The following is a 13,478-nucleotide window of genomic DNA, read 5'->3' as shown; positions in this document are numbered from 1 at the left end:
TCCCTACAATCGATTCAATGTTTCTTTTACCGCTGAGACAATGTCCTCGACGCTTGGGACAGCGGCTTTTTCTAGGTCGGGATTATAAGGGATCGGCACCGCTTTTCCGCCTAGCCGTTTAATCGGAGCATCCAAATAATCGAATGCCTCGCTTTCTGCAATCATACTGGCTATTTCGCCGCCAAATCCGCCGCGTTTGACCGCTTCATGAACGACGATCAGGCGGCTTGTTTTTTTGACCGACGCAACAATCGTTTCTGTATCAAGCGGCACTAAGGTGCGTGGATCGATGATTTCGACACTGATGCCGTCTTTTTCAAGTTCAACAGCTGCTTCAAGCGCTTTATGGACCATGATGGCCGTCGCGACGATCGTGGCGTCGCTTCCTTCACGTTTAATATCCGCCTTTCCTAAAGGAATGGAATACGGTTCTTCCGGCACATCCGACTTCGTCTTGTAGCAAAGTTTATGTTCATAAAAAATAACAGGATTATCGTCATTAATTGCTGCTTTTAATAAGCCTTTCGCATCATAGGCGGTGGAAGGCTGCACCACTTTCAATCCCGGCACATGCGCCATCCACGCTTCTAAGCTTTGAGAGTGCTGTGCTGCTGCTCCTGTTCCAGATCCGGCAGGCGTACGAAGCACCATCGGCACTTTTCCTTTGCCTCCGTACATATAACGGATTTTGGCCGCTTGGTTGACCATATTGTCCATTGCAATTGTAATAAAATCAGAGAATTGAAGTTCAAGAATGGGCCGCATGCCGGTCAATGCCGCCCCTACAGCGGTACCCGAAATTGCGGCTTCCGAAATCGGCGTATTGCGGATTCGTTCCGGTCCAAATTCTTCGATCATGCCTCGCGTGACCCCGAATGCCCCACCGTAAACCCCTATGTCTTCACCTAAAATGAAAACGTCTTCATTTTCGCGCATTTCTTGGCTCATCGCTTCTCTCACAGCCTCTAAATACGTTAATTCTCTCATCGAATCCACTCCCCTTTCTTTCACCCTAAGCGTATATGTCTTCCATCAAGTCATCGAGAGTCGGCATGGGGCTATTTTTAGCAAATTCAACCGAATCCTCAATTTCCTTCTTTGCTTCGGCTTTAAGTTTGTCTGCGCTCTCTTCTGTCAACAATCCTTCTTCGATCAACACACTCCGGAACTTGGCAATCGGATCTTTTGCCCGCCATTCCTGCTCTTCTTCTCGGGTCCGATACTTTTTCGCATCGCTTTTCGAGTGGCCTTTCCACCGGTAAGTTTTGGCTTCCACTATCGATGGCCCTTCTCCATCCCGTGCCCGGTCTACAGCTTCGCCTACTCCGCTCATCACATCCAAAATGTCATTCCCATCAACCACTTTCCCTGGAATTCCATATGCTTCTGCCCGCTTTGCCACGTCTTCAATATTCATCATTTCTTTTGCCGGGCCCGACATGCCGTATTGATTGTTTTCACAAATGAAGACCACCGGCAGCTTCCAGATAGATGCCAAATTGAGTGCTTCATGGAAACTTCCCTCATTCGATGCACCGTCTCCAAAAAAGCAAAGCACAACATAGCCTTCTTTTTTCAGCTGAGAAGTTAAGGCAGCGCCGGCTGCAATTGAAAATCCGCCGCCAACAATTCCATTTGCCCCTAAATTGCCTTGTTCCACATCCGCTATATGCATCGATCCGCCTTTTCCTTTGCAATAGCCGGTGGTGCGGCCGAATAATTCAGCCATCATCCGGTTGGCCTCGGCTCCTTTGGCGATGCAGTGGCCATGGCCTCTATGCGTACTGGTTATCTTATCCCGAGCTTCCAGCACAGCAATCGATCCAACCGCTGAAGCTTCCTGCCCCACCGCTAAATGGGTCGTTCCGTGAATCATGCCTTTTGCAAAAAATTCATCCACTTTTTCTTCAAAATACCGGATAAGCCACATTTGCTTCAGCAGTGCAGTCAAATCTTTCCCTTTGACTCCAGCCGGTAAATTCACTAACTGGTTCATTTTCATCCCTCCATTTTTACATTTGTTCACACAAGTTACATATGTAATATATTAAGACTTTTCAGTTAATTAGTCAAGCAGGAAAAAGGCTGAACTTCTCTCAAATGGAGATGTCCAGCCTTAGCAGAAGCGCATGATTACTTATTCTTTTTCCCTTTATAAGTCTGCATTACTTTCCTCGAAGAGTTTACGTCTTTCAAAAGCCGGTACGGTTTTTTGATGGTGCGGACCGGAAGAGAAAACAAAAGGTGGCCTAATCCTTCTTTTGACTCTTTCGTCACCCGTTTCGGTTTCGTTGCAATGCGCTCAACTATTTCTTTGTAAAACTCTTTTTTCAGATCCATTTTCAATTCTTTCGTCCGGCCGCATTGCAAACATTTTATGGATTTCATATCGCTGTTGATGTAAGTGATTTCATGATCAACTTCCTCTTTGCAATTAACGCAATATAGACCCGCTTCCATCTTTTTCACTTTCATATTTGAACACCTTCTCGCTCCGTTGTTTGCCTTCTCTAAAGGCCGAATAGGATCAATTTTTCAAACCGGCATCTTAGCTTTAGACATTGATCGGGTGTACCTTTTGCTCTTTTTCCACAAACATTTCATCTTGCATCCTACGCAGCCGCCAGATCGTGGATTCCTTCGTCTGAACGACATCGCCATACGTAATAATTTCACCCTTTTTAATGGCACGCTTCAATTGGACATGGCGGTCCACCAGTCCCATCGGCAATGCTTGTTTATCTTTTGCCGCTTGCGCGGAAAGGATGGTTCCATAAACGGTGAAACCGCCGATGCTATCCAAAAATTGCCCTTCTTCCAAGTCTGTTTTGGCTACCGCTACTGTTTCAGCCTGCAGCCCTTTCCAAGGCGCAATAGTCGCTTCGTTGAAGATGAACGCTCTCGCAATGGAAATCGGCGTTTCCAGGCTAGTGAGATGATATGGACGGTAAAGCACATAATTTGGCCCTTCTCCCATGCTCAAATAGTGCATTTCGTGATTCACTTCTTCTTTTTCTGATGCAACGATTGCAAAGACGCCTGGAGCGATGCCGTTAATGTATTCGACAATCCTTTTATGGTCCACTTTTCCGCCCTGCTCTTTCAATTTGAACAGTTCCGGAAGCCCTTTTACATCACTGACAAAGCCGTGCATGCCCGGTTTATCCGGAAGAAAACCTGTTGCATTAGCGACAGCCGTCATTTCCACCATGGTCTTTGTTCCATCTTGAAAAGAGGCGAGCATTTTAGGGCTAGCGCCTTTTCGTGCGGCTTCTTCTGCCGCCGTATCTGGATTGGCTGCCAAATTAAGCGGGTTGTTTTTCCCTTTTCCAAGTGCAACGACTTCAAAACCGAGCGCATCCGCAAAATCATAAAGCTCCATTATCGCGCCGGGTTCATCGCCAGCTGTCCCCGTATAGACAACGCCGCTGGCATCTGCCATTTTTTTAAGCAGCGGGCCAATGGTGACATCTGCCTCTACATTCAGCATAACAATGTGTTTTTTGTTGAGGATGGCGTCCCAGGCAATTTTGGCGCCGATATCCGGAACACCTGTTGCATCCACGACAACGTCCACTTCCGGGAGTGCAGTGACAAGTTTTGCGTCTGTCGTCGCTACCACTTTTCCAGCTTTGACCGCTTCGGAAGCTTCAGCTGCCTGATCCGTCTTGACCACATCCGAAATGGCGACACCAGATTTTGTATAGGCCTTTGCAGCGTTCTCCAATTGAATGTCTGCCGTAATGACGACACGCATACCTGCCATGCTTTCTATTTGCGAAACCATGCCTCTTCCCATCTGCCCTGCGCCTACGAGGCCGACTTTAATGATGGTTCCTTGCTGCTCTAATTCTTGAAGTTTTCGGTTGATCCCAAGCATTTTTCAGTCTCCTCTCTGTTAGGCTTTGTAAATCTGAATTTTTGCTCCTACTGCCAATTCCGGCAGGGCTTTTTTCTCTACGCACATCGTTCCTGGCAAATCAGCCGAGGTTTCGCCATTAAAAGAAATCGTGCAATGCCCAATTTCATTTATTGTGTCGTTCACTTTGCTTCCGACAAATAAAATATCGTATGGTTCACCGGCAATTTCAAGCACATCGCCGCTTTCAATTTCTCCGAGAAGATGCACTTTTTCGTGAATGACCCCGAAAGTCCTTAACTCGATCGGCACGGAATCGTCAAAAATAACCATCATATTTTCTTCTGAAAAGATTTCCACTTCTTCCCCGATTTCAATTATTTTAGCTTCATATTTTTTAATCATGACATTCTCCACCTAGCTGCCCCCTTTAAGTTAACTGTACAAGCCAAAACTGAATAGATAAGCAATGATTACTGCCAGCGGCCCTGTAATCATCCGGGAAATCAAGACCGCCGGCACTCCGACTTCGATCGTTTCCGGCTCGGCCTCTCCAAGCGTCAAGCCAACCGGCACAAAATCAGCCCCAACTTGCGGGTTGATTGCAAATAATGCCGGAAGCGCCAAAGCAGGAGGGATATTTCCACGGCCGATTTCCACTCCGACCAACACCCCGACGACCTGAGCGATAACGGCACCGGGTCCAAGCAGCGGCGACAGGATCGGGAGCGCACAAATGACCGAAAGGATGAGCAAACCGAAAATATTGCCGGCAAGCGGAGAGACAAAGTTTGCTATGATGTCTCCAATTCCTGTAAACGTGATGATCCCAATCAGCATACTTACGAACGCCATAAACGGCAGGATATTCTTAAGCACTTGGTCCACTGTTTCGCGTCCAGCCTGGTACAGGACGCCTACTACTTTTCCGGCGCCGCGGCCTACTCTTTCGATAATGTTCATTTTCTTTGGCTGTTTATAGGTTTCGGCAGCTTTTCGCTTTGCTTCCTCTTTAATTTCCTGCGGCGTTTTGTGAGCAGCCGGCGCTTCCACTTCATCCACCGCATTTTTCACTTGGTCTTGGTCTTCGTAAGGGGCGGCTGCAGCACTGATATCAGAAACCGTCACACCCGAAACAAAGTTTTCTTCATTTATAAACTTCATCAGCGGCCCTGAAGGCGATGTCGGGTTAACGTTGATAGTCAATACCCCCATTTTCGGATACACGCCGCAGCGGGCTGTCCCTCCGCAGTCAATGATGACGCAAGCCATCGTTTCTTTTGCATAAGAAGTTTTAAAGCCGTCGACGGCTTCCGCTCCAGTCAGACGCGCAATTTCTTCAGCTACCGGATGAATTCCGCCTCCAGTGACCGAAACGATGTAACGCTGCTCTTCGTTCGGACGAATGGTCAGCGGCCCACCCCAGCCGCCTCGGCCTTTCGTGACGGAAATCGCCTTGAAATTTAATGGTGCATGCGTATTTGTCATATTCCTAGCCCCCTTTTAAGTTGAACACATCTATTGCGCTTAGACTTCCATGCCTTTTGATTTCATCATGCGAACCGTAATAATTTCTGTCACGATTCCGCGAATCAGGATAACGATGATCCCCACTAGGAAAAAGCGGATTGCCAACGGCCCAAGCGATAATCCCAATGTCGTGATTCCAGCGGAGATGCCCAGATAGACAAACAATTCAGCCGGGTTTGCATGCGGGAACAAACCAGTGATTGGATGCACAAAAGAGACAGCAGAGTCATAAAAAGCCGGTTTTTGTTTTTCCGGAAGAAATTTTCCGAAAGTATAAGCCATCGGATTGGTCAAAAAGAAAACGGCCAAAACCGGGAAAAGCGTATAGCGCAGAATGATATTTTTGGTGCTTCGGCGTGCCAGCCTGTTGATCCGTTCTTCTCCGATCATCCGGATAAGAGCATTAATGGCGGTAATCAGTACAATGAGCAATGGGATGATTCCTGTAACCAAGCCGGTAAACGTATCAGCTCCCGCTTGGAACATTCCGATAAAGCCTTCTGCGAGTTTAACTAAAAAGTCCATGATTGAATCTAAAACGCCCATATTCCTTCCTCCTTATACAGCCACAATGGCTTTCTTTTCCATTTGGCTTTCGATTTTTTCAATAGCCATTTTCACAGCTTGATCGACGGATTCGCCTCCTGTTTTCTTTTTAACCTCTTCAATATGAAGACCATCGTAAACCGTATACGGTTCAAACCGGCTAAAAACAGTGACGCCTTTCATTAATTGGCTTTCAAGAACCATCCCGTCATTGTTAACTACAATTACAGCGATCACCCCTATTCCTAGTTTTTGTTTCTGGATGCCCACCCCTAAATAGCCTGAAGGCCTTTTGCTCATTTTTTTGATGGTGAGCTGATAATTCTTCATTTGAATTTTTGTCATCATGATTTGAAGCAGCCATACTCCGGCAAATACGGCTATAAACCACCCCCACAAAAGAATCCCTCCATTCTTTTTTACATATGTTCTATAACGTAACATATGTTAATACCTTCATTATAAAAGCGCTTACATTAGAAATCAACTATTATTGAAAGAATATTAAAACTATTCTAACTCTCTTTCTATTCTAACCCCAATCGCCGTTTTTTGGATATATGCACAATAAAAAAAGACAGCCGTTTAAGGCTGTCTAGACTCTCTTACCGATTAATTTACCGGCTCATAGGGGAGTTAGTAAACTTTATCTCCATTAAAGATGGAATTTTTGACAATGACATAATCCACAGTGCGGATAGCACTCAGTTTATCTCCTCCGGCATAGGAAATCGCTGACTGCAGATCTTGCTCCATTTCGACTAAAGTATCTTTCAGAGAACCTCGGTATTCGACAAACATTTTCTTGCCTTCGACGTTTTTCTTTTCGCCTTTTTGGAACTCTGAAGCTGACCCGAAATATTCTTTATAAAGTTTGCCGTCAGTCTCCACTGTTTGGCCAGGCGATTCTTCATGGCCTGCAAATAATGAGCCAATCATTACCATCGAAGCGCCAAAACGCACCGATTTCGCGATATCTCCATGTGTGCGGATGCCGCCGTCTGCAATAATCGGTTTGGTTGCCGCTTTTGCACACCAGCGAAGCGCCGCCAATTGCCAGCCGCCCGTGCCAAAGCCTGTTTTAATTTTCGTGATGCAAACTTTTCCCGGTCCAATGCCAACTTTTGTCGCATCCGCTCCAGCATGTTCGAGTTCACGGACTGCTTCAGGCGTTCCGACGTTCCCAGCGATGACAAAACTCGCAGGCAACTGTTTTTTTATGTACTGAATCATATTGATTACAGAGTTTGCATGCCCATGGGCAACATCAATCGTGATATATTCCGGAATCAGCCGCTCTGCCGCCAATTGCTGAACAAATTCATATTCTTCCGGCTTCACGCCGACACTTATCGATGCATATAGGCCTCTTGCCTGCATATCCTTCACAAAATCAAGTCTTGTTTCCGGCTGGAAACGGTGCATAATATAAAAATAATTATTTTCTGCAAGGTTGATGGCAATGTTTTCGTCAATGATCGTCTGCATATTTGCAGGCACGACCGGCAACTTAAAAGTCCGTCCTCCAAAGTCAACGGATGTGTCGCATTCTGACCGGCTATTTACCACCGCTTTTGCAGGAATTAATTGAATATCTTCGTAATCAAATACATTTTCCACGTTATACACTCCTAAATACGAATAATAAATAAAATTATTTCGTTATTGTTCGTCCATAAGACAATGTACAATAATTAAAAATGTTTGTCAAAGGTTTTCAAATGAAAAACAGCCTGCGGAATTCGCAGGCTGCTTCGATCATTCCTCAAAAGGGCCTTCCACCACGATTTTTCCAATCGTCTTGTTGGTCAGCAACTGTTCATAGGCTTCTTTTAACGTATTGGCGTTCAACGGTTTCAACTTGTTGGCCATTGTTGAAACGACCGCTCCTTCATCTGCCCATTCGCTTATACGGTTTAATGCTTTATGCTGATCCCCCATATCCTCCGTTTGATAGACGGAGCGCGTATACATCAACTCATAAACGAACGTGGCGCTTTTTGCAAAAAGCTGCATGTCGAGCGGCTTTTGCAGCGGCAAAATGGAACAGATTTTCCCTTGAGGAGCGATCGCTTCTGCCATATTCGCCATATGCCCATCCGGATCCGAAAGGCAGAAGATATAGTCTACTTCTTTTAATCCCTGCTCTTTGAGCTGAGGCATCATTTTTTCATGATGATTGATGACGATATCAGCACCGTGCTTTTTCGCCCACTCTGATGTTTCCTGCCTTGAAGCGGTGCCGATTACTTTCAGCCCAGCCAATTTAGCAAGTTGAACGGCAATCGAACCCACACCGCCTGCTGCACCGATGATCAGGATGGATTTCCCTTCATTTTGGGCTGCTTCATGCGAAACGCCTAATCGGTCAAATAAGGCTTCCCATGCTGTTAAACTCGTGAGCGGGAGAGCGGCGGCTTGTGCAAAATCCAATTGCTGCGGTTTTTTGCCGACAATCCGTTCATCCACGACATGCCATTCACTGTGCCCGCCCGGGCGGTTATTAGTTCCGGCGTAGAACACTTCATCGCCGACTTCAAACAATTCACAGGCTTCTCCTTTTTCTAATACGATGCCTGCCACATCTCTACCGACAATCGTAAACGAATCATCACTGTCTTTCTTTGCATCCCGTGTCCGCAAGTCGGTCGGATTAACTGAAACTGCTTTTACTTCCACTAATAAGTCTCTTCCAGCAACGGCTGGCTTCGGCACCTGCTCAGCCACGAATTCAGGTGGTTTTGTCCGGTCTCCCGGCTGGTAAAATCCATAGGCTTTAATCGTTTGGTCCATTTACCTCTTCCTTTCTTCGGACAACTATTCCATTTATTTTGTTTCAGGCGATATGTCCTCTACATAAACATCAATGACCGCAGGTTTAGTCGCGTCTTTTGCTTTTGCTAAAGCCTCTTTCAATTCAACTTTTGTTTTCGCAGTGTAGCCTACTCCTCCGCAGGCAGCTGCAAAAGCGGCAAAATCGATATTGCCCAGTTCCACATTGGTCGGTTCATTGCCGATTTCCTGCTGTTCGTGTTCAATCAATTGGATTTTTTGATTATTAAAAATGACAAGCGTCATCGGTAAACGGTATTTCACGGCTGTCACAAAATCCTGCATGCCCATCGAAAATCCGCCATCTCCAATAATGCCAATCACTTGTCTGTCAGGGTAAGCGATTTTTGCAGCGATTGCCCCTGGCAATGCACACCCCATGGTCGCGAGCCAAGCAGAAGTAAGGAGTGCTTGGCCGTCCAGTTTCATATAGCGGGCAGTCCATATGGTCACACTCCCCACGTCTAAAGAAATCACCGCATCTTTCTCCAGCACTTGCTGGATTTCAGCAAGGACTTGCGGGGGCTGCAGTGTTTCTGTCTGCTGCTGGATATCTTCCTGCAATTGTTCATTCCATTTTTGCTGTTTTTCTTGGAACTCCCCTAAATATCGGCCTTCTTTTTCACGGCTATGCTCGGCTAGCCAAGAAAGAGCGGATTTTGCCTCAGAGACGATTCCGACTGTGGAAGGATAGTATTTTCCGATGACGCGCGGCTCTATATCAATTTGAATCGCAGGGGCATCTTCCGGCAAATAATCGCGGTAAGGATAAGCCGTCCCTGCCAGAACCAGCAAATCCGCTTCTTTCATTGCTTCTTTTGCGGGTTCTGTTCCAAGTTGGCCTAAGTGGCCAAGGTAATGAGGATGGCTTTCTGGAATCATCCCTTTTGACGGCAGCGAAGCAATGAGCGGCGCTTTAATTTTTTCCGCTAATGCCAGAAGTTCGGGCACTGCGTGTTTCGCCCCTTTTCCCGCCAAAATGATCGGACGATTCGAAGCCGAGATCAAATCCGCCGCTTTCTGCAGATCTTCCTCGGCGCCTCTGATTTTCGGCATCGAATAGACGGGCGAACTGATTTCTTTGTCCCGCTTGATGTTCGTGCTGAACAAATCATCTGAAACAATCAACACAGCCGGCCCTTTTTCAGCGTAAGCCGTTCGGATCGCCTGGTTCAGCATGTCCGGCAATTGTTCAGCTTGCTGAACGCGGCGGTTGTAGACAGCGACGTCTTCGAACATCGATTCAAGTTTAAGTTCTTGAAAATTGTCCGTACCCACTTTTTCGCTTTCCACCTGTCCGACAATCGCAAGAACCGGTGTTTTATCTTTTTTGGCATCGTACAGGCCGTTTTGTAAATGGACTGCCCCTGGCCCGGCAATCGACATGCAGACGCCGATTTTGCCCGTAAGTTTCGAATACGCAGCAGCGGCGAGTGCACCGGTTTCTTCGTGGCGGATTTGAATAAAGCGGATAGACTCTTCCTTCCTTAACTCTTCCATAAATTCGTTGATGGAATCTCCGGGCATTCCATATAGATGATCGACTCCCCATTCCTTCAGCAAGTCGACGGCATAGGCACCGGCTTTATGTTCAAACATACAGTCCCTCCTCCGTTTGGTCTTCCCCTCCTTCATTTCCCTTCTCTCGAACAGCCATAAACAATTTCAGCCAATAAAAAAACACAAACCGAACTTTTTGAGAGTCCAGCTTGCGATCGGTCAAATTAATAGATTAAACAGCAGCGGATCGTGGTTGATTTCAACAAAAGGGAAGCCTTGTTCGGCCATCCGCTGGACAAGCGGGTAATAGTCTTCTTTTGACTGCAATTCAATCCCTACTACGACCGGCCCCGCTTCCCGGTTCGTGCGTTTTGTGTATTCAAAATGGGTGATATCGTCGGTTTCGCCAAGCACTTGCTCCATGAACTTCCGAAGGGCTCCGGCCCGCTGCGGGAATGTCACAATAAAGTTATGCTTTAAGCCTTCATGAATCAGCGAGCGCTCTTTGATTTCCTGCATGCGTTCGATATCATTATTGCCGCCGCTCACCACACAAACGACATTTTTCCCTCGAATCTCTTCCTGGTGCTGTTCAAGAGCAGCAATCGCAAGGGCTCCGGCCGGCTCGACCACTATGGCACTTTCGTTGTAAAGCTGCAAGATCGTCGTGCATACGCGCCCTTCCGGAATGATGGAGACCTGGTCCACCACGTTTTGGCAAATCTGCAACGTCAGATCGCCGACTTGTTTAACGGCAGCACCGTCTACAAATGTATCAATCGCCTCCAGACGCGTCACTTGGCCATGCTCCATCGATGTCCGCATGCCTTGTGCGCCTTCCGGTTCGACGCCTATTAGTTTGGTCGACGGGCTGATTCCTTTTAAATACGAGCCTACCCCAGAAGCTAAACCGCCGCCGCCGATGGCACAAAATAAATAATCGACCGGCGCTTGCATATCATTCAGGATTTCCATCGCTACCGTGCCTTGCCCAGCAATGATTTTCTCATTGTCAAACGGATGGACAAACACTTTGTTTTCAGAAGTGCAATAGTTCATCGCGGAAGCATAGGAATCATCAAACGTATCGCCGATCAAGACGACCGAAACTTTATCGCCGCCAAACCGCTCCACTTGGGAAACTTTTTGGCGAGGGGTCGTCAACGGCATGAAGATTTTGCCTTCAATGCCCAATTTGAAGCATGAATAAGCGACCCCTTGTGCATGGTTCCCGGCACTGGCACAGACAACGCCTTGGCGTCTCTCTTCGTCACTCAAACTCTGAATAAAATTATAAGCTCCGCGCAGTTTAAACGAACGGACCGCTTGCAGGTCTTCCCGTTTTAAAAACACGTTGCAGCCATACCGGGCTGAGAGGATTTCATTTTTTTGCAGCGGCGTTTTAAGAACTACATCTTTCAATGCCTGATTGGCAATGACGATGTCTTCCACCGTTACTTTCGGAACTTTTACTTCGCGTTCTTTTTCTGCCATCATTCTTTTTGTCATAGGCCATACCATCTCCACTAAAATTATTTCTCCCCATCGTAACATATTTCTCGTAATTCTCAGTCTTTTCTGTGAATTTTTTTCGACTTTTTTCATCCTTTTAAAATGTAAGCGTTTCAATTTCAGGTTCTGGAAGTTTACTCGAAATTCTGCTCATGTTTTGACTAGATTTTTCGATCGCTTCTTTACTTTGTTTTTTTGCACAAGAAAAAAGAACCTTCCGCCTCCGGTGGAGGACGAAAAGTTCCTGATTCAAGTTAATATTTATTTCCTTTGTCGCCATGCCGTTCGAGAAGTTCCGCAAACGATAAATTCTTTTCGCGTTCTTTCCGCTCAAACAGTTCCTGCGCGTGTTTTTCTTCTGCACGTTTCTGTTCTTCTTTTACCAGTGCTTTTTTTGTTTCCTGTAATTTCGCCAAAATATCTTCTGGTAAATTGCTTGATGCCTCTTCTCTTTTCTTCGCCATGCTGTTCTCTCCTTAAGGACGTTTTACGATGGTTGCAACGCCTTGCCCGCCGCCGATGCACAGCGTCGCGAGGCCGGTTTTCGCATCGCGCTTCTTCATTTCATGAAGCAAGGAGACAAAAACCCGCGCACCACTGGCGCCGATTGGATGGCCAAGCGCGATTGCACCGCCATTGACATTTAATATTTCGTGATTAAATTGAAGTTCCCGATCCACTGCAATTGACTGGGCAGCAAATGCTTCATTCGCTTCAATCAATTCGATATCCGCTAAAGCTAGATCTGCTTTCTTTAATGCATTTTTAACTGCTTGAACAGGTCCGATGCCCATGACTGCCGGGTCTACTCCCGCATTTCCATTTGCCGCGATGACTGCGAGCGGCGTTAACCCTAATTCTTCAGCTTTTGCTTTTGACATCACGACCACTGCAGCTGCTCCGTCATTGATGCCCGATGCATTGCCAGCCGTCACGCTGCCGTCTTTCTTGAAGGCTGGACGCAATTTCCCTAACTTCTCAGCGGTGGAATCGCGTTTTACGTATTCGTCAGTTTTGAAAATGACCGGATCCCCTTTGCGCTGCGGAATTTCCACTGGCACGATTTCGTCGTCAAAGCGCCCGGCGTCGATCGCCGCTGCCGCACGTGCCTGGGAACGCGCTGAGAATTCATCCTGTTCTTCGCGCGTAATGCCGTAGCGGTCGCACAGATTTTCGGCTGTGATGCCCATATGGTAATCGTTGAATGCACAAGTCAGCCCGTCTGTGATCATACTGTCGATGACTTTTTGATCGCCCATCCGAAAGCCGCTTCGTGCATTTTGCAATAAGTAAGGCGCTTGGCTCATATTTTCCATTCCGCCGGCAACCACAATTTCTGCATCCCCTGCATAAATTGCCTGATAAGCTAAATGTACAGCTTTTAAACCAGATCCACAGACTTTATTAATCGTCATAGCTGGAACCGTTTCAGGCAAGCCCGCTTTGATCGATGCTTGCCTCGCTGGATTTTGGCCAAGGCCAGCCTGCAGCACATTGCCCATGATGACTTCCGAAATTTGATCTGCCGCAATTCCTGCTTTATTAACAGCTTCTTTAATGACGATGGCTCCTAGTTCAGTTGCCGGAACGTCTTTCAATGCCCCTTGGAACGATCCGATAGCCGTACGGACGGCGCTGACAATTACGATTTCTTGTGACACATTATTTCCCCCTTGTTAGCGTTTACTTGTTGCTCTTT

General features: G+C 46.8%; 14 protein-coding genes. All 14 read right to left on the bottom strand.

Annotation, left to right across the window (positions count from 1 at the left end):
- Positions 1 to 3: 3 nt before the first annotated feature.
- Positions 4 to 987, bottom strand: a complete 984-nt coding sequence (locus tag BN1080_RS07170) for an alpha-ketoacid dehydrogenase subunit beta (protein ID WP_052651352.1) — start codon at positions 985 to 987, stop codon at positions 4 to 6.
- A 25-nt stretch (positions 988 to 1,012) separates the two neighbouring features.
- Positions 1,013 to 1,996, bottom strand: coding sequence for a thiamine pyrophosphate-dependent dehydrogenase E1 component subunit alpha (locus BN1080_RS07165; protein ID WP_052651351.1), 984 nt, complete (start codon positions 1,994 to 1,996; stop codon positions 1,013 to 1,015).
- 137 nt (positions 1,997 to 2,133) lie between these two features.
- Complete coding sequence (locus BN1080_RS07160) at positions 2,134 to 2,475, bottom strand: hypothetical protein (RefSeq protein ID WP_052651350.1); 342 nt, start codon at positions 2,473 to 2,475, stop codon at positions 2,134 to 2,136.
- Between the two features lie 79 nt (positions 2,476 to 2,554).
- Positions 2,555 to 3,880, bottom strand: a complete 1,326-nt coding sequence (locus BN1080_RS07155; RefSeq protein WP_052651349.1) for an NAD(P)H-dependent oxidoreductase — start codon at positions 3,878 to 3,880, stop codon at positions 2,555 to 2,557.
- An 18-nt stretch (positions 3,881 to 3,898) separates the two neighbouring features.
- Entirely contained in the window at positions 3,899 to 4,264 is a 366-nt protein-coding gene (locus tag BN1080_RS07150) for a PTS glucitol/sorbitol transporter subunit IIA (protein ID WP_234398943.1), read from the bottom strand.
- A 30-nt stretch (positions 4,265 to 4,294) separates the two neighbouring features.
- The gene (gene srlE / locus BN1080_RS07145; RefSeq protein ID WP_052651347.1) at positions 4,295 to 5,347 is read right to left on the bottom strand and encodes a PTS glucitol/sorbitol transporter subunit IIB; all 1,053 of its coding nucleotides are present in this window, start codon (positions 5,345 to 5,347) and stop codon (positions 4,295 to 4,297) included.
- A 39-nt stretch (positions 5,348 to 5,386) separates the two neighbouring features.
- Entirely contained in the window at positions 5,387 to 5,914 is a 528-nt protein-coding gene (gene srlA, locus BN1080_RS07140; RefSeq protein WP_052654459.1) for a PTS glucitol/sorbitol transporter subunit IIC, read from the bottom strand.
- 33 nt (positions 5,915 to 5,947) lie between these two features.
- Positions 5,948 to 6,334, bottom strand: a complete 387-nt coding sequence (locus BN1080_RS07135) for a transcriptional regulator GutM (RefSeq protein ID WP_052651346.1) — start codon at positions 6,332 to 6,334, stop codon at positions 5,948 to 5,950.
- A 237-nt stretch (positions 6,335 to 6,571) separates the two neighbouring features.
- The gene (gene guaC, locus BN1080_RS07130) at positions 6,572 to 7,555 is read right to left on the bottom strand and encodes a GMP reductase (RefSeq protein WP_052651345.1); all 984 of its coding nucleotides are present in this window, start codon (positions 7,553 to 7,555) and stop codon (positions 6,572 to 6,574) included.
- Positions 7,556 to 7,693: 138 nt separating this feature from the next.
- Complete coding sequence (locus BN1080_RS07125; protein ID WP_052651344.1) at positions 7,694 to 8,728, bottom strand: zinc-binding alcohol dehydrogenase family protein; 1,035 nt, start codon at positions 8,726 to 8,728, stop codon at positions 7,694 to 7,696.
- 33 nt (positions 8,729 to 8,761) lie between these two features.
- Entirely contained in the window at positions 8,762 to 10,366 is a 1,605-nt protein-coding gene (locus tag BN1080_RS07120) for a pyruvate oxidase (RefSeq protein ID WP_052651343.1), read from the bottom strand.
- A 120-nt stretch (positions 10,367 to 10,486) separates the two neighbouring features.
- Positions 10,487 to 11,776 carry a threonine ammonia-lyase IlvA gene (gene ilvA / locus BN1080_RS07115; RefSeq protein WP_052651342.1) on the bottom strand — a complete coding sequence of 430 codons (1,290 nt, stop codon included), beginning with the start codon at positions 11,774 to 11,776 and terminating at the stop codon, positions 10,487 to 10,489.
- A gap of 257 nt (positions 11,777 to 12,033) precedes the next feature.
- Positions 12,034 to 12,243 carry a YqkE family protein gene (locus tag BN1080_RS07110; RefSeq protein ID WP_052651341.1) on the bottom strand — a complete coding sequence of 70 codons (210 nt, stop codon included), beginning with the start codon at positions 12,241 to 12,243 and terminating at the stop codon, positions 12,034 to 12,036.
- Between the two features lie 12 nt (positions 12,244 to 12,255).
- Positions 12,256 to 13,440, bottom strand: a complete 1,185-nt coding sequence (locus BN1080_RS07105) for an acetyl-CoA C-acetyltransferase (protein ID WP_052651340.1) — start codon at positions 13,438 to 13,440, stop codon at positions 12,256 to 12,258.
- Positions 13,441 to 13,478: the final 38 nt, after the last annotated feature.

This window comes from Planococcus massiliensis (genome assembly GCF_000821325.1).
GTDB classification, from domain to species: Bacteria; Bacillota; Bacilli; order Bacillales_A; family Planococcaceae; genus Planococcus; species Planococcus ruber.
The sequence above is the reverse complement of the archived record's forward strand: the minus strand, read 5'-3'. Positions and strand labels throughout refer to the sequence as shown.